Annotated in this window: 17 protein-coding genes; 7 read left to right on the top strand and 10 right to left on the bottom strand. The window is 61.8% G+C overall.

Going from position 1 to position 16,507, the window contains the following annotated elements; translation table 11 throughout:
• Position 1 precedes the first annotated feature (1 nt).
• Complete coding sequence (locus tag BM017_RS26670; protein ID WP_092250211.1) at positions 2-442, top strand: MarR family winged helix-turn-helix transcriptional regulator; 441 nt, start codon at positions 2-4, stop codon at positions 440-442.
• Here BM017_RS26670 and BM017_RS26665 read toward each other — a convergent pair.
• From BM017_RS26665 to BM017_RS26655, 3 genes are all read right to left on the bottom strand, one after another.
• Positions 404-952, bottom strand: a complete 549-nt coding sequence (locus BM017_RS26665) for an AAA family ATPase (protein ID WP_092250208.1) — start codon at positions 950-952, stop codon at positions 404-406. The genes BM017_RS26670 and BM017_RS26665 overlap by 39 nt on opposite strands.
• Positions 949-1,512, bottom strand: a complete 564-nt coding sequence (pnuC, locus tag BM017_RS26660) for a nicotinamide riboside transporter PnuC (RefSeq protein ID WP_010210641.1) — start codon at positions 1,510-1,512, stop codon at positions 949-951. Before pnuC ends, BM017_RS26665 begins: the two co-directional genes overlap by 4 nt.
• A 228-nt stretch (positions 1,513-1,740) precedes the next feature.
• Positions 1,741-3,375, bottom strand: coding sequence for a methyl-accepting chemotaxis protein (locus tag BM017_RS26655; protein ID WP_092250205.1), 1,635 nt, complete (start codon positions 3,373-3,375; stop codon positions 1,741-1,743).
• A gap of 219 nt (positions 3,376-3,594) precedes the next feature.
• Between BM017_RS26655 and BM017_RS26650 the strand changes: the two genes are divergently transcribed.
• Entirely contained in the window at positions 3,595-4,425 is an 831-nt protein-coding gene (locus BM017_RS26650) for an undecaprenyl-diphosphate phosphatase (RefSeq protein ID WP_071488443.1), read from the top strand.
• Complete coding sequence (locus BM017_RS26645; RefSeq protein WP_092250201.1) at positions 4,422-4,805, top strand: DUF1294 domain-containing protein; 384 nt, start codon at positions 4,422-4,424, stop codon at positions 4,803-4,805. The genes BM017_RS26650 and BM017_RS26645 overlap by 4 nt, the downstream gene beginning before the upstream one ends.
• Here the strand turns inward: BM017_RS26645 and BM017_RS26640 are convergent.
• From BM017_RS26640 to BM017_RS26630, 3 genes are read right to left on the bottom strand one after another with little or no spacing between them, the layout of a single operon-like run.
• Positions 4,794-5,150 carry an MmcQ/YjbR family DNA-binding protein gene (locus BM017_RS26640; RefSeq protein ID WP_092250198.1) on the bottom strand — a complete coding sequence of 119 codons (357 nt, stop codon included), beginning with the start codon at positions 5,148-5,150 and terminating at the stop codon, positions 4,794-4,796. The two genes, BM017_RS26645 and BM017_RS26640, sit on opposite strands and share 12 nt — an antisense overlap.
• A complete protein-coding gene (locus tag BM017_RS26635) occupies positions 5,147-6,055 on the bottom strand; it encodes a LysR substrate-binding domain-containing protein (protein WP_092250195.1) in 909 nt (302 codons plus the stop codon). Before BM017_RS26635 ends, BM017_RS26640 begins: the two co-directional genes overlap by 4 nt.
• 59 nt (positions 6,056-6,114) lie before the next feature.
• The gene (locus BM017_RS26630) at positions 6,115-7,494 is read right to left on the bottom strand and encodes an NAD-dependent succinate-semialdehyde dehydrogenase (protein WP_092250192.1); all 1,380 of its coding nucleotides are present in this window, start codon (positions 7,492-7,494) and stop codon (positions 6,115-6,117) included.
• 157 nt (positions 7,495-7,651) lie between these two features.
• Between BM017_RS26630 and BM017_RS26625 the strand changes: the two genes are divergently transcribed.
• The 3 genes from BM017_RS26625 to BM017_RS26615 all read left to right on the top strand — a co-directional run bounded on the left by BM017_RS26625 (position 7,652) and on the right by BM017_RS26615 (position 10,553).
• Positions 7,652-8,578, top strand: coding sequence for an AraC family transcriptional regulator (locus BM017_RS26625; RefSeq protein WP_092250189.1), 927 nt, complete (start codon positions 7,652-7,654; stop codon positions 8,576-8,578).
• A 119-nt stretch (positions 8,579-8,697) separates the two neighbouring features.
• Positions 8,698-9,309, top strand: coding sequence for an FMN-dependent NADH-azoreductase (locus BM017_RS26620; protein WP_092250187.1), 612 nt, complete (start codon positions 8,698-8,700; stop codon positions 9,307-9,309).
• Between the two features lie 206 nt (positions 9,310-9,515).
• On the top strand, positions 9,516-10,553 hold the full coding sequence (locus tag BM017_RS26615) for an alpha/beta hydrolase family protein (protein WP_071488437.1): 1,038 nt from the start codon (positions 9,516-9,518) through the stop codon (positions 10,551-10,553).
• Here the strand turns inward: BM017_RS26615 and BM017_RS26610 are convergent.
• The 3 genes from BM017_RS26610 to BM017_RS26600 form a co-directional block, all read right to left on the bottom strand.
• Entirely contained in the window at positions 10,547-11,722 is a 1,176-nt protein-coding gene (locus BM017_RS26610; RefSeq protein WP_092250184.1) for an MFS transporter, read from the bottom strand. The genes BM017_RS26615 and BM017_RS26610 overlap by 7 nt on opposite strands.
• 336 nt (positions 11,723-12,058) lie before the next feature.
• Complete coding sequence (locus tag BM017_RS26605) at positions 12,059-13,645, bottom strand: ABC-F family ATPase (RefSeq protein ID WP_083351449.1); 1,587 nt, start codon at positions 13,643-13,645, stop codon at positions 12,059-12,061.
• A gap of 142 nt (positions 13,646-13,787) precedes the next feature.
• On the bottom strand, positions 13,788-15,026 hold the full coding sequence (locus BM017_RS26600; RefSeq protein WP_092250282.1) for an MFS transporter: 1,239 nt from the start codon (positions 15,024-15,026) through the stop codon (positions 13,788-13,790).
• A gap of 154 nt (positions 15,027-15,180) precedes the next feature.
• On the opposite strand from BM017_RS26600, the gene BM017_RS26595 reads away from it, so the two are divergent.
• Positions 15,181-15,993, top strand: coding sequence for a class I SAM-dependent methyltransferase (locus BM017_RS26595; RefSeq protein WP_092250181.1), 813 nt, complete (start codon positions 15,181-15,183; stop codon positions 15,991-15,993).
• 31 nt (positions 15,994-16,024) lie between these two features.
• Here BM017_RS26595 and BM017_RS26590 read toward each other — a convergent pair whose 3' ends face one another.
• Positions 16,025-16,414: a TIGR03067 domain-containing protein gene (locus BM017_RS26590; RefSeq protein ID WP_071488433.1), complete on the bottom strand. Its 390-nt coding sequence runs from the start codon at positions 16,412-16,414 to the stop codon at positions 16,025-16,027.
• Between the last annotated feature and the right edge of the window lie 93 nt (positions 16,415-16,507).

Here is a 16,507-nt window from a genome sequence, read left to right as displayed (position 1 = left end):
CATGAAGACTCAAACGCCTGCTCCAAACCCCATGCAACAAATCGGCCTGGCGAACCGCGGTTTCATCCGCCTCTACGAAGGTCGCCTGAGAGAGCTGGGCTTTGCTGTCGCGCAGATTCCGGTGCTGGCGGCGCTCAAGCACAGCGAGGGTTTGCCCCAGGCCGAACTGGTGCGCATTGCCCGTGTCGAGCAGTCGAGCATGGCCCAGTTGCTGGGCCGTATGGAGCGTGACGGCATGATCGAGCGGGTGGCTGACCCGGCTGATAAACGCAGCCGCTTGATTACCCTGACCGACGCGGCGCGCGAACGCATGCCCGCCGCCCGCGCGATCATGCTGCAAGGCAGCGCGCAGGCGCTGGAGGGGTTCAGTGAAGAGGAGGAGGCGACCTTGCTGGCGTTGCTGCTAAGGGTGAATGCCAACCTGGAGCGTGCCAGCGAGTAGCTGTTCAACCGCGGCCAACGCGGTGGCGCGGCGCTGTGCCCAATGACCACGAATCACCAGGGCGGGCTGCTGATGGTGCTCGAGCCACTCCAGGCTGCCACGGAAGAACGCTCGGCGATCCGCCAGGTCCGGCTGGCAGCGCTGCCCGTCGGCGGTCCATTCCACATCCTCCGGCGATAATAACAAGTGCAGGTCGTAATGGCGGGCCAGCAGTTCGCTGTCGAGCCAGGCCGGATAGTCGCCGAACAGGGTCTGGCTCCAGAGCTTGTTGGTCAGCAAATGCGTGTCGAGGATCAACAGCGCAGGCTGTTGGGCGCGGGCGGCGTCTTCCCAGGCCAGTTGACCACGGGCAATGGCCGGGATATCGGCCAGGGTGGTGTCGCGCTGATGGTGATCGATGAAATGGCGCACATATTCACCGACCATCAACCCACCGAAATGCGCCTGCAACTCTGCGGCCAGCCAGCTTTTGCCGCTGGATTCCGGGCCGGCCAGTACCACCACCTTCATGCGTGCAACGCCGGATCGGCGCGCCATTCACGCCAGCCTTGCACGGCGATCACGGTGAACAGTGCATAGAGCGCGGCGGTAAGGTACAGGCCTTTGTAGAGGAACAGCCCGACGAAGATCACATCCACTGCGATCCACAGTGGCCAGCACTGCACGCGTTTCTGCGCCATCCACATCTGCGCCACCAGGCTGAAGCCGGTGAGGGCGGCGTCCAGCCAGGGCTGGGCGGCATCGGTCCAGTGTGCCATGGCGGCGCCGAGCAACAGGCTGCCCACTGCGCCCACGGCCAGGCTGGCCATGATCGCCGGCACTCCCAGGCTGGTGACCTGTCGCCCTTGCTTGACCTCGCCGGCGCGGGTCCACTGCCACCACCCGTAGACCTGCAGCGCGGCGTAGACCACCTGCAAGAGCATGTCGGAATAGAGCTTCACATCGAAGAACACCCAGGTGTAGAGCAGCACCATGACCAGGCCGATGGGCCAGCACCAGGGGTTTTGCTTGACGGTCAGCCACACCGCGATCACCCCGAGGGCGGCGGCGAACAGTTCAAGCCCGGACATGGTGGTTCCTTGGGAGAGTGGGAGAGGGCGGGGATTGTAACCAAAGAAGAATGCTGCGGGCATTATCTCTGTGGCGAGCGGGCTTGCCCCGCGTTGGGCTGCGTAGCAGCCCCAATAAATACGCCGCGTACTGTCTGACAGTATGCGGTGTCTGGTTTTAGGGCTGCTGCGCAGCCCAACGCGGGGCGAGCCCGCTCGCCACATTAAGCGGGCTCGCCACAAGCCGTATCAGATTTTGAATTGGCGCAGCAGGCTGTCGAGCTGGTCGCTCAGGCCACGCAACTGTGCACTTGCCAGACTCGACTGCTCCGCTGCCAGTGCCGTGCTGTGGGACAACCCCGCCGCCTGGGTGACGTTCTGGTTGATGTCTTCCACCACATGGGCCTGTTGCAGCGTCGCGCTGGCAATCGAGGCGTTGAGGCCGTTGAGGTTGCGCAATGCCTGGCCGATGGCGGTCAGGCTGGCCCCGGCCTGGCCGGCTTGTTCGATGGTCAGTTGGGAGGCGCTGTGGCTGTCGCTGATCACCTTGACCGCCGCTTCCGAGTGGCCCTGCAGGCGCTCGATCATGCCCTGGATCTCGGCGGTGGACTTTTGTGTGCGCTGGGCCAGCAGCCGCACTTCATCGGCCACCACGGCAAAGCCGCGGCCTTGCTCGCCGGCACGCGCCGCTTCAATTGCCGCGTTGAGGGCCAGCAGGTTGGTCTGGTCGGCGATCGAGCGGATCACTTCGAGCACGCTGCCGATCTGGGTGCTTTCGGCGGACAGGGTACGGATCACCTCCACCGCCTGGCTGATGGTGCCGGAGAGCTGGTCGATCTGTTGCAGGCTGCCGTCGATATTGACCTGGCCTTGTTGCGCCTGGGCCTGGGCGTCGCGCATTTCGCTGGCGGCGTGTTCGGCGTTCTTGGCTACGTCCTGCACGCCGTAGGTGACTTCGTTGATGGCAGTAGCCACCAGCTCCATCTGCTGGGACTGCTGCTGGCTGCGATCATGGGCCTGGGTCGCATTGGTGCCCAGTTCCTGGGACGACTGGCCCAAGGCGTTGGCGCATTCCTGCAACTGGCTGACCACCTGGCGCAGCTTGGCGGTGAAGCTGTTGAAGTGCCGGGCCAGTTGGGTGACTTCGTCCTGGCCATGGGTGTCGAGGCTGCGGGTCAGGTCGCTTTCGCCGCTGGCGATGTTGCCCATGGCGTTCACCGCATCCTGCAACGGCCGCACGATGCTGCGGGCGATCAGCGCTACCAGCAATGCCATGAGCACCGCGATACCCAGGCCGATAAACGAGGCTTTCCACAGCTGGCCGCTGAACTCGGCCTGCACATCGTCCACGTACACGCCGGAGCCGATGATCCAGCCCCACGGCTCGAACAACTGGATATACGAGGTCTTGGCCACCGGCGCTTCGGCACCCGGTTTCGGCCAGCGATAGTTGACGATGCCGGCGCCCTTGGCCTTGGCCAGGCTCACGAATTCATTGAACACCGCAAACCCGTCGGGGTCGCGGATGGCCGAGAGGTTCTGGCCGTCGAGCTTGGGGTTGGCCGGGTGCATGATCATCACCGGCGTGAGGTCGTTGATCCAGAAGTAGTCGTCATGGTCATAGCGCAAACCGCGCACGGCACTCAGGGCCTGTTTCTGGGCGGCTTCGCGGGTCATGACGCCGGTAGTTTCCAGGCCGTGATAAAACGTCAGGATCCCGCTGGCGGTCTGGACCACGTGTTGGGTCTGTTGGCGCTTGGCCTGGTAAAGGTCGTCGTGGATCTGCTTGAGCATCAATAAACCCAGGGCCAGCAGCATCAGCACGGCGACTATCAGGATCAGCCAGAGGCGCCGGCTGATCGACATATTGCGCAAACTGTTCATCGTCCTGTCACTCCGTGCTTTTTATAATTGTGGGCGCTGCATCGACTTTTCCGCCTTGTCTGATAGGCTTTCGGCCTGTATTCGGAAAACCTGAGTACTGTCTGATTTTTCACAAGATTTTTGCGTACCGGGTGTGAGAGTCACCCCCGGGTCTTGTCGTCAGTGAACCATTAAAAAGATCAACAAGGCTTGCCATAGAGCAAGACCTTTGGGGGAAGCATGGATTTTTGGACCGCCATACAGGCATTGATTCTTGGCGTTGTGGAGGGGCTGACCGAGTTCCTGCCGATTTCCAGCACCGGCCACCAGATCATCGTCGCCGACTTGATCGGCTTCGGCGGCGAGCGTTTCGAAGCCTTCAACATCATCATCCAGCTGGGGGCGATCCTTGCCGTGGTCTGGGAGTTTCGCCGCAAGATTCTCGACGTGGTCATCGGTTTGCCGACCCAGCGCAATGCCCAGCGCTTTACCATCAACCTGATCATTGCGGTGTTGCCGGCAGTGGTGTTGGGGGTGATCTTCGCCGACCTGATCAAGCACTACCTGTTCAACCCGATCACCGTGGCAACCGCCTTGGTGGTAGGTGGCATCATCATGTTGTGGGCCGAGCAGCGTCAGCACCGTAGCCACGCCAACACCGTCGACGAGATCACCTGGAAAGACGCGGTCAAGATCGGCTTCGCCCAGTGCCTGGCCATGATCCCCGGCACGTCGCGCTCCGGTGCGACCATCATTGGCGGCCTGTTGTTCGGCCTGTCGCGCAAGACCGCGACCGAGTTCTCGTTCTTCCTGGCCATGCCGACCATGGTCGGTGCTGCGCTGTACTCGGGCTACAAGTACCGTGACCTGTTCCAGCCAGCGGATTTCCCGGTGTTCGCCATCGGCTTCGTGACCTCGTTCATCTTCGCGATGATTGCGGTCAAGGGCTTGCTCAAGTTCATCGCCAGCCACAGCTACGCGGCATTTGCCTGGTACCGCATCGCATTCGGCCTGCTGATCCTGGCGACCTGGCAGTTCGGCTGGATCGACTGGACGGCGGTCAAGCCTTGAACATCCAGTATCCGCGTTTGAAGGCGGCGATCTTCGCGCTGTTGTGCGCGCCGCCGTTGATAGGGGCCGCGCTGGTCTGGTATCGCGGCGAGACGCTGATCCCGCTGGCCGCCTATGGTGTCGTCAGCGTGATCGCGTTTTTCCTGTACTGGAGCGACAAGCGCAAAGCGCAGACCGACCGCTGGCGCACCCCGGAAAACATCCTGCACGCCGTGGAGCTGGCGGGTGGCTGGCCGGGAGCGTTGATTGCCCAGCAGGTGTTCCGGCACAAGACGCGCAAGGTGTCGTACCAGGTGCTGTTCTGGGTGATCGTGCTGTTGCATGAGGTGTTCTGGCTGGACCAGTTGTTCCTCGGCGGCACCTTGCTCTCAGTCCTCTAGCCGCAACCCGACCTGCGTGCGCTTGGGCAACTTGCTCACCACCAACTGGTGGGAACGCTGCAACAAGCCGCGCAGTTCTTCGGCGCCCAGCGGGTAGGGCGTGTTCATGATGATCCACTGTGCACGCGCCAGGTACGGCGCCGGGTGGATGCCGGGGCGATCCACATGGCCGAGGAACAGCTCCTTGTCGACCTTGAACGCCAGCGATTCACCACGCAGGTTTTGCAGGGCGAACATCTTGTTGCCGGCAATCGAGAACACCCGCACGCCGCCCCATTTGTAGTCTTCGCGCGCGCCGGGCAGCGCCAGGCAGAACGCCGCGACTTGTGCTTCGGTCATCTTCATAGCAAGCGGTCTCCACAGCCTTTGAAACCTTCTTCGAGGTAGTCGATCCAGGCCCGGATCGCCGGCAGCACGCCGCGCCGATGCGGGTAGACGGCCTGGAGCCAACCGCCCGGCAACGACCATTCGGGCAACAGTTGCACCAACCGGCCGTTTGCCAGTTCCTCTTCACAGTACATCATCGGCAGTACGGTAAAGCCCAGGCCCATGATGGCGCTGGCTTTGCGCACGATAAAGTCGTCGATACCCAGGCGGGCTTCCATCGCCAGGTCGTGGGCGTTGCCCAGGGGATCGAGAATGCGCTGGTGCACCAGCCGGTCCGCCTCCAGTGCACCGAGGATCGGCAGCTGCTTGAGGTCGTCCAGGGTCGTGACCTGACGCCCGAGCATCAGTGCGGGGCTGGCCACCAGCACGGTCTGGGCCTGGCGCAGGCGTTTGGTCACCAACAGCGGGTCCTCATCGCCCAGCTCACGCACGCGCAAGGCCACATCGATGCCTTCGGCCACCAGGTCGACGCGGCGGTTGACCAGGGTCATCTCCAACTGCACCTGAGGGTGGGCGGCAAGAAAACCGGCGACCAGCTCCGGCAGGATGTGCTGGGCCATGCCCACCGGGCAGCTCACCCGCAGTCGCCCACGGGGCTCGCTGGACATGCTGGCCACGGCCTCATCGGCCATTTCCGCCTCCAGCAGCATGGCCTGGCAATGGCGCAGGTAGCGTTCGCCGACGGCGGTGAGGGTAAGCTGGCGGGTGGTACGTTGCAGCAGGCGTGCACCGAGGCGCTCTTCCAGCTCGGCGATGCGCCGCGACAGCCGCGACTTGGGAATTCCCAGCAGCCGGCCGGCGGCGGCGAAACCGCCGGCTTCGACGACTTTGGCGAAATAATAGAGGTCGTTGAGGTCTTGCATGGTCAGCCCATTGTCCTGTCAATGGGACGAACTATCCGCGCCTGACGAGGGCAAATCCACTACAAATGCGCACCGCCCATCAACACATACTTTACCTGCACATACTCTTCGATCCCGTAATAGCTGCCTTCGCGGCCATAACCGGACTGCTTGATCCCGCCAAACGGCACCGACGCGGTGCCGACCGAGCCTGAGTTGAGAATCACCATCCCGGCCTCCAACTGGCACGACAGGCGCAACGATCGCCCCAGCGCGCTGGTGTAGGCATAGGCGACCAGGCCGAACTCCGTCTGGTTGGCGCGGGCGATCACTTCTTCTTCGTCCTTGAACGAGTAGATGGCGAACACCGGCCCGAAGATCTCCTCGGTCGCCAGGGGGGAGTCGTCCCGCAAACCGGTCAACACCGTCGGCTCGTAGAACAGGCCGCCCTTGGCGTGGGGCCTGCCGCCCATCAGCACGCTGGCTCCGGCAGCCTTGGCGGCTTCCACCAGGCGCACGACCTTGTCAAAGCCCGCTTGATTGACCAGCGGGCCGACCACAAAACCTTCACGCAGGCCCTGGTCCACTTCGATCCCGGCCACTGCATGCTGCACGCGCTGGATGAAGTCTTCGAGGATGCTGTGCTGCACAAAGATCCGGTTCGGCGAGATGCATACCTGGCCTGAGTTGCGCAGCTTGGCACCGACCAGTCCCTTCACCGCCTCATCCAGATCGGCGTCCTGGAACACGATAAACGGCGCGTTGCCGCCCAGCTCCAGGGTCATCTTCTTGATGCTTGCCGCGCATTGTGCGGCAAGCAATTTGCCAACGCCGGTGGAACCGGTAAACGAGATCTTGCGGATACGCGGGTCGCCCGTGAGGATCAGGCCGATCTCCCTGGGGTCGCCCGCTACCACCTCCAGCACGCCTTCGGGGATGCCAGCCTTGCGTGCGTACTCCAGTAATTTGAAGGCCGTCAGCGGTGTATCCTCGGCGGGTTTGATCACCATGGTGCAACCGGCGGCCAGGGCCGTGGCGACCTTGCGGGTGATCATCATGAACGGGAAGTTCCATGGGGTGATGGCCGCGACCGGGCCGATGGCTTCCTTGGTCACCAGCACATTGGCGTTGCGGTCATGGGTAGGGATCGTGTCGCCGTACACGCGCTTGGCCTCTTCGGCATACCACTCGATAAAGCCCAGGCCGTAGTCGATCTCGCCACGGGCTTCACTGAGGCATTTGCCGTTTTCGCGGCAGAGCAATTCGGCGAAGGCTTCCTTGTCGGCTTTGACTGCGTCATGCCAGTGGCGCAGGAGGTCGCTGCGCTCCTTGGCCAGCCTGGACGACCATGCGGGAAAGGCGGCGCAGGCACGGTCGACGGCGGCCTTGACCTGGTGGGTGGTGTTCTGGGCGACGCGGCCGACTTCTTCGCCGGTAGCAGGGTTGTAGACGATAAGCATGGGGAGTCTCCGAGGGCTGAAAGTGCGGTTCCAGGCTACGCAGAGACAGTGTTTGAGCGAATATCCATTCCAATGTGCTGATTGCCTATTCCTATGAGGCCGTAGCCTGGATGCGGATTGCGCGCTACCTTGGTACTTTGCACAGAGGCCTGGATCCATGGACCGTACAGACAGAATCATCGCGCTGATGGACACCCTGGCGCCTGTCGAGGGCTATAACCTCAGCGCTCTGGATGACGTGCGCTTCCTGCGCTCCAACCGCCCGTTGCAGCGGGTGCCGGTGCTGTATGACCCCGGCATCGTGATGGTCTGCCAGGGGCGCAAGCGCGGTTACCTGGGGGATGAGGTTTACCTGTACGACGCCCGGCATTACCTGGTGGTGTCAGTGCCGGTGCCGTTCACCATGGAGACCGACGCCAGCGAAGCCGAGCCCATGCTGGCGGTGTACCTGCGCCTGGACTTCACCCTCGCGGCCGAACTGATGGTAGCGCTGGATGAGTTTCCGGCGCTGGTCGACGCCAAACCGCGGGGTATGTATTCATCGCCCATGGATGACTTGCTCAGCGAGTCGCTGTTGCGCTTCCTGCAAGCCATGGGCACGCCGATGGACGCGCACATCCTCGGCCCGGCGTTGATGCGCGAAATCTACTACCGGATCCTTACGGGCGAGCAGGGCGGTTCGATGCGCGCCGCGTTGAATCGCCAGGGGCAGTTCGGCAAGGTGGCGCGGGCGATTCGCAAGATCCACGGGTGTTATGCCCAGCACCTGGACGTGGAGGCGTTGGCCCGGGAGGCGATGATGAGCGTGCCGAGCTTTCACGCGCATTTCCGCACGGTCACCGACACCTCGCCGATGCAGTACCTCAAGTCCACGCGCCTGCACCAGGCGCGTTTGCTGATGCTGCGCAGCGATATCAGCGCCGCCACGGCAAGTGCCAAGGTCGGCTATGAAAGCCCTTCGCAGTTCAGTCGCGAGTTCAAGCGCTTCTTCGGGCGCACACCCCAGGCGGAAATCCAGTGGATGAAACGCACCTATGCGTTGCCGGCGCCTACGTCGGCGTCGATTTACGTGTCGTCCCATTGAACATTGTCCTGCTGGCGGGACAAACAGTCGCGTTTCAATGGTCTAATCCTTTATTCGGATCATCTGTAGGATGAACCTCACTCGAACGCCCCACGGCGATCCTCACTTGGAGATTCCGCATGAAACTGTTGCATATCGATTCCAGCATCCTCGGCGACAACTCGGCGTCCCGTCAGCTCAGCGCGGGCGTGGTCAAGGCCTGGCAAGCGGCTGAACCGGGTGTGGAAGTGACCTACCGTGACCTGGCCAGCGAAGGCATCAACCACTTTTCCGGCGCAACCCTCGGCGCCCTAGGCACCGCCGCCGAACTGCGTGATGCCGCGCAGAAGCATGAGGCTGACCTGAGCGCTTCGTCGCTGGCTGAATTCCTCGCCGCCGACGCAGTAGTAGTTGGCGCACCGATGTACAACTTCACCATTCCGACCCAGTTGAAAGCCTGGATCGACCGTATCGCCGTCGCCGGCCAGACTTTTCGCTACAGCGAAGCCGGTCCTGAAGGCCTGTGCGGCAACAAGAAGGTCATCATCGTGTCCACCGCGGGCGGCCTGCACGCCGGCCAGGCCTCGGGTGCTGCCCATGAAGGCTACCTGAAGCTGCTGTTCGGCTTCCTGGGTATCACCGATATCGAAATCGTACGCGCCGAAGGCCTGGCCTACGGTGATGAAGTGCGCAGCAAAGCCCTGAACGACGCCAACGCAGTCATCAACGAACAATTGTTCGCCACCGCGTAAGGCTTGTGTAAATTCCACCTTCCCTCGGTTTCATTCTGAAGCCGGGCGCCTAAACTCTGTATTCTGCTCGCCTCAAAGCGAACGGAGTACGGAGTTTTTTCGTTTGTGCGCTGTCATTACTTTGGCCCAGGTTGTGCAAGCGTGGGTTTAACACCCTGGACTTTTTTCGATATGTCGGTTCTCACGCAGCAAAGGTGGACATCCCCATGATGCGTCTTTGTGCCGTTATGGTTCTTTCCCTGCTCGGCGGCCTGATTTCAGTGCACGCCGCACCTGCGCCGCACCCGCATTGGAGTGTGGGCTTCCATCGCATGACGTTTCTGGATCCGTTGGACCTGCAGCCGATGAAAGCCGTGGCGTTCTACCCGTCCACCGGCCTTGAGCACACCACGCAACTGGGCGCCTACCACGTCGCCGCTACCGAAGACGCCAAGATCGCCATCGGCCGTTTCCCGATGCTGATGCTGTCCCACGGCAACACCGGCACGCCGCTGGCGCTGCATGACCTGGCCACCTCCCTGGCGCGCAAGGGCTTTGTAGTGGTAGCGGTGCTGCACCCTGGCGACAACTACAAGGATCACAGTCGCCTGGGCACGGTGAGCAACTTGTACGGGCGGCCGATCCAGATTTCCGAAGCGATCACCGCCACCCTGGGCGACCCGATGCTCTCGCCGTTCGTCAACGTGGACCAGGTGGGTGTCATTGGCTATTCAGCCGGGGGTGAGACCGCGTTGATCCTGGCCGGCGCCAAGCCGGATTTCGACCGCCTGCGCCGGTATTGCCAGGAGCGTCCGGAAGATCGCGACGCCTGCACCACCAAGGGTGAACTGGTGGTGGACCGTGATGACCTGCAACCGCAATCCGACCCGCGCATTCATGCCTTGATGTTGATGGCACCGCTGAGCCTGATGTTCGGCCGTCACACCCTGGCCGATGTGCATGTGCCCGTGCTGCTCTACAGCGGCGACGGTGACAAGTTGGTGGCGGTGGACAAGAACGCCGCCGCGCTGGCGCGCAAACTGCCGGAGCCGCCGGACTTCAAGCTACTGGCCGGGGCAGGGCACTTCGTGTTCATGGCGCCGTGCGACAGCGATCAGTTGGCAACAATGCCGGCGATCTGCACGGATGCCGACGGGGTTGATCGCGAAGGCATTCACCGCGACCTGATCTCCGAGGCGGGGCGGTTCTTCAGTCACACCCTCGGCCAATCTACCCGGGCGGGCTTGCAGACCGCTGATCAGTAAGCGCGGCGCATAAGCAGCAGGGTCACGCCCAGGGCCGTGACCGACAACAGTGCGGCACAGAAGAAGATCCAGCCGTAGCCGAGGTTCAGCGCCACGGCGCCCATCAACGGCCCGGCAATCGCCAGGGCCAGGTCAAAAAACACCGCATACGCACTCAGTCCCGCGCCACGGCTGCTGTTGGGCACCTGCTTGATGGCTTCCACACCCAGCGCCGGGTACACCAGCGACAAGCCAAAGCCGGTCAGCCCGGCGCCGATCAATGCCACCCCGGTGGACGGCGCCAGCCACAGCAGGGTCAGGCCGAGGGTCTCGATGGTCATGCAGGCAACGGCTGCGCGAAAACCGCCGAAACGGCTGATGGCAGAGATAAACACCAGTCGCGACAGGATAAAGCACACGCCGAATACCGTGAGGCAGTAAGCCGCGCCGGCCCAGCCACGATTGAGGTAGTACAGGGTGATAAAGGTGGTGAGGGTGCCGTAGCCAATCGAAGCCAGGCACAGGCTGGCGCCAAACGGCGCGATACGTCCGAATACCGCCCAGAACGGCAGCCGTTCGCCACGTACCACCGGCACCGAGGGTTTATTGCGGATCAGCACCAGCCCTAGCGCGGACAATACCGTCAGAGCGATGCCGAGGCTGTTGTAGCCATATTCCGCGACCATCACCACGCCAAGCGGTGCCCCAATCGCGATGGCACCGTAGGAGGCAATACCATTCCACGAGATCGACCGTGCGGTGTGTTCCGCACCCACCGCGCCCATGCACCAACTGATGGTGCCCACGCCGATCAGCCCCTGGGCCACCCCCAGCAGCAGCCGCGCGACGATCAGGATGCCCAGGCTCAACGATGGCAGGCTTGCCACCAGCGTGGCGAAGAACGTCAGTACGCCACTCACTAGAATCCCGGCCAGGCCCAGCACAATCGCGCGCTTGGTGCCGACGTTGTCTGACATGCGCCCGGCCATGGGGCGGCTGAGCAGCGTCGCCAGGTACTGCGAGCCGATGGTGATCCCGGCCACTACCGCGCTGAAACCCAGTTGTTCGTGTACATAGCCAGGAATCACCGCAATCGGCAGGCCGATGCAGATAAACGCGATGAAGGTGTAGAAGACAATGGAAACGATCTGCAGGGTGATCGATATCGAGCTGGGGGCGGCGGCAGGCATGGGCACTCGTTCGCGGGCGGGCGGTGCGGGCATGATGGCAAGGGCGCGGGGGAAAAGGAAGCTGGCTAACGACTTTGTCTGATGAATAGGCTTTGTGCGGTAAACGATGCTGTTGTGGCGAGCGGGCTTGTTGTGGCGAGCGGGCTGCCCCGCGTTGGGGCGCGAAGCGGCCCTAAAAAACACCGCGCTCTGTCTGACAGAACTCGGTGTTTTCTATTGGGGCTGCTTCGCAGCCTAACGCGGGGCAAGCCCGCTCGCCACAACAGGCCCGCTCAATCACAACAGGCCCTCTCAATCACAACGGGCCCGCTTGGCACGGCTTTTTGGCGGAGTGCTTTAGAACACCACACCCTGGCTACGCAGGTAGTCGTCATAGCTGCCGCTGAAGTCGATCACGCCGGTGGCGCTCAACTCGATGATACGGGTGGCCAGGGACGAGACGAACTCACGGTCGTGGCTGACGAAGATCAGCGTGCCCGGGTAGTTCTCCAGCGCCAGGTTCAGCGCTTCGATGGATTCCATGTCCAAGTGGTTGGTCGGTTCGTCCATGATCAGTACGTTCGGCTTTTGCAGGATCAGCTTGCCGAACAGCATGCGGCCCTGCTCACCACCGGAAATCACCTTGACCGACTTCTGGATCTCGTCGTTGGAGAACAGCATACGGCCCAGGGTGCCACGGATCATTTGCTCGCCCTGGGTCCACTGGCCCATCCAGTCGAACAGGGTTACGTCGTCTTCGAAGTCATGCGCATGGTCCTGGGCGTAGTAGCCCAGTTCCGCGGCGTCGGTCCACTTGATGCTGCCGGCGTCCGGGGTCAGTTCGTTGACCAGGGTGCGCAGCAGGGTGGTCTTGCCGATACCGTTCGGGCCGATGATCGCCACGCGTTCGCCAGCTTCGACCTGGAAGCTGAAGTCCTTGAACAGCGGCTTGCCGTCGAAGCCCTTGGCCATTTTTTCGACCATGACTGCCTGGCGGTGCAGCTTCTTGTTCTGCTCGAAACGGATGAACGGGCTGACCCGGCTCGACGGCTTGACTTCGGCCAGCTGGATCTTGTCGATCGCCTTGGCACGGGAGGTGGCCTGCTTGGCTTTGGAGGCGTTGGCCGAGAAGCGGCTGACGAAGGATTGCAGTTCGGAGATCTGCGCCTTCTTCTTGGCGTTGTCCGACAGCAGTTGCTCGCGGGACTGGGTCGCCACGGTCATGTACTCGTCGTAGTTGCCCGGGAACAGGCGCAGCTCGCCGTAGTCCAGGTCAGCCATGTGGGTGCACACGCTGTTCAGGAAGTGACGGTCGTGAGAGATGATGATCATCAGGCTGGAGCGCTGGGTCAGGATGTTTTCCAGCCAGCGGATGGTGTTGATGTCCAGGTGGTTGGTCGGTTCGTCGAGCAACAGCACTTCAGGATCGGAGAACAGCGCCTGGGCCAGCAATACGCGCAGTTTCCAGCCTGGAGACACTTCGCTCATCGGGCCGAAGTGCTGTTCCAGGGGAATGCCCAGGCCCAGCAGCAGCTCACCGGCGCGGGATTCGGCGGTGTAGCCGTCCATCTCGGCGAACTCGGTTTCCAGCTCGGCCACGGCCATGCCGTCTTCTTCGCTCATTTCCGGCAACGAGTAGATGCGGTCGCGCTCGGCCTTGACCTTCCAAAGCTCTTCATGGCCCATGATCACGGTGTCGAGCACGGTGAATTCTTCGTACGCGAACTGGTCCTGGCGCAGTTTACCCAGGCGTACGTTCGGTTCCAGCATGACCTGGCCGCCGGACGGGTCGAGGTCGCCGCCGAGGATTTTCATGAAGGTCGACTTGCCGCAACCGTTGGCACCGATCAAGCCATAACGGTTGCCAGCGCCGAACTTGACCGAGACATTCTCGAAGAGCGGCTTGGCGCCGAACTGCATGGTGATGTTAGCTGTGGAGATCAATTACTTTACCTATCAATGGGTTGCGAGCGTGTTGGCAAGAGCCTTCAGGCATGCGTCAACAGCGACATCAAGGCGCGAAACCCGGTCGCTGAGCAGAAAATGGGGGATGTGTGTTGGAATTTGGCGCGCATTGTCGCATATGTCAGGCGACAGTTGTATGTCCGGCGAAGGAAGGTTTCTCCAAGGTCTCCGGCATCGCCAGCCATAACAACGCCAAGGCCAGCGCCGCAACGCCGGCAAGCGTCAGGAAGGCAGCGTTGTAGCCGGCTTGCTGCACCACGAAACCCGCCAGGCTGCTGCTCAACGCCGCGCCCAGGCCAAACACGGTGGAGAGGGCGCCCAGGCTGACGTTGAAGCGGCCGGTGCCTTGGGTCAGGTCCTTGACGATCACCGGGAACAGCGCGCCGAAGATCCCCGCGCCAATGCCGTCGAGCATTTGCACGGCCACCAGCCAGTAAGGATCATTGGACAAGGTGTAGAGCACGCCGCGCAGCGGCAGGATCATGAAGCCGATCATCAACAACGGTTTGCGCCCCCACAGGTCAGCCTTGAGTCCGACCAGCCAGGCCATCGGTACCATCACCAACTGCGCGGCGACGATGCATGCCGAGGTCAGCGGCGTGGCCATCTGCAGGTTGATCTGCGACAGTTTCTGGCTGACCAGCGGCAGCATGGCGGCGTTGGCCAAGTGAAACAGGGCGCAGCAAATGGCAAACAGCAGCAGCGGACGATTGGCCAGCAGTACTTTCATCCCGGATGGTTGTTCATGGTCGGTGTGATGTTCCGGGTCGAAGCCGCGGGCCACTTCATGGTCGATGGCCTCGGCGGACACACAGCTGATCGCAATGATGCTGGCGAGCGCCATGAACGCCATCAGGTAAAACACCACCACCGGACCAAACAAGTAGGCCAGGCCGCCGGCCAACAGGGCAGCCACGGCATTGCCGGCGTGGTTGAAGGTTTCGTTGCGTCCGGTGCGGCGGGTGAACGCGCGCGGTCCGGTGATTCCCAGGGAAATCGCGGAAATCGCCGGCGCGAACACCGAGGCAGCGACAGCGCTGGCTGCCTGTGTCAATGCCACCAGGCTGAACGAGCTGACAAAGGGCAGCATCAGGCAACTGACGGTTACCACAATGGCGGCCAGCGCAATCACCGCGCGCTTGCTGCGGGTGCGGTCGATCAACGCGCCCGCCGGGCCTTGGGTGATCAATGCCGCGATGCCTGCCAGGGTCATGACCACGCCGATGCTGGCCGGGTCCCATTTGTGCACGGCCAGCAGGTAAATGGCCAGGTAGGGACCGAGGCCGTCGCGCACATCCGCGAGGAAGAAATTCAGGCTGTCGAGGGACAAGGTATTACGCAGGTCGGAATGGTTGGCCACGGCGAGCACTTCGCAAGCGGTGTTCAAGGACTGAACACGCATTGCGTTAGTGACCCGTTGGCCTTGCGTTAAGTTTCGTGCATTAGCTGGGTTTTATTCCGTGGGGACATGGCTTATTTTCTGAGCCCCTTTTTATGGATTACCTGGAGACGCAATGGACATGCCCTCAGCTCAACAGGCAATTGCCTGCAACAAAGACGCCTGGGATCAATCGGCCGGCCTGCACAAGACCACCGACACCTGGAACGCGTTGCTCAACAGCGTCGGCCAGGCGGACTTTTCCTGCCTGGACCCCACGATTACCGGGCTGCTGCAAGACATTGGCGTGGCCGGCAAGGACGTGGTGCAGCTGTGCTGCAACAATGGCCGCGAAAGCCTGTCGCTGTTTGGCCTGGGCGCGCGTTCGGTGGTAGGGGTGGATCAATCCCCGGCATTTCTCCAGCAGGCCCGGGAACTGGCGGATGTCTCGCCGCACAACCCTGAGTTCATCGAGAGTGACATCCATCATCTGCCGCCAGCGTTGCACGGGCGCTTCGATATTGCCCTGGTTACGATTGGGGTGTTGGGCTGGATGCCGGATGCAGCGCTGTTCATGCAGCATGTTGCGCGCACCCTCAAGCCGGGGGGCACGTTGGTGATGTATGAAACCCACCCGTTTCTGGAGGTGTTCGATCCCCGGGCGCAAAACCCATTCCTGCCGGCCAGTTCCTACTTTCAGCGCGAGCCGTTCGTGCTGCAGGAGTCGATTGTCTATGAAGGCCAGGGTGAAGTGGCCGGACCGACCTCCTATTGGTACGTGCATACCTTAGGCGACATAGTCAGTGCCGCGATCGGCGCGCAGTTGCAGATCGGCCACCTGCAGGAATATCCCCATTCCAATCGCGAAGAACTGTACGACCAGTACGAGCACCAGCCCGCACAATTGCCGATGTGCTTTACCTTGACCGCCACCAGGCGTCTTGAGTGAGAGGGCTTTTCCAAAAGCAAAAACGCGCTGGTCAGGCGCGACGCACGAAAGTACGCATGGTTTGACCTGGGCCGGTATTGAATATGATTGGCCTGGGCATGCCTTCATCTGCAGCGATAAAAACGAATTCATCCCCTTCCAGGCGATAGCTTGCGGGCAATCGCTTGCCGGCATCTTCGCCGATGGAATCGATCCAAGTGATGCTTTTAGGAAGTGTGCGGCTGTCGAGGAAAAACTGGCCAGCCAGGAGCACTTCACCATTGACCGTCAGCACTTCAAATTGGTCACCGCTGATGGTGGTCAGTGCACCGGGCGCGCTATGGGCATCGTCAACGGGGTTTGGCACGCCGTTGTCTTCAAGGGCGATTTGCTCCCAGACGCCTTGGAGCAGTTGGTAATCCGGATCGCGAGTAATCGGCATAGAGAGTCCTTTCGGGTTTATTTCGGTTTTAAGGCAATTATTCAACTGAAGTTGTCTATTCTTATGACAAGCATATTTCCAGTCGTTGATGTC

The organism is Pseudomonas sp. NFPP04, from assembly GCF_900113815.1.
In the GTDB taxonomy this organism is placed as follows: Bacteria; Pseudomonadota; Gammaproteobacteria; order Pseudomonadales; family Pseudomonadaceae; genus Aquipseudomonas; species Aquipseudomonas extremorientalis.
This window is presented reverse-complemented; position numbering and strand designations above follow the sequence as displayed.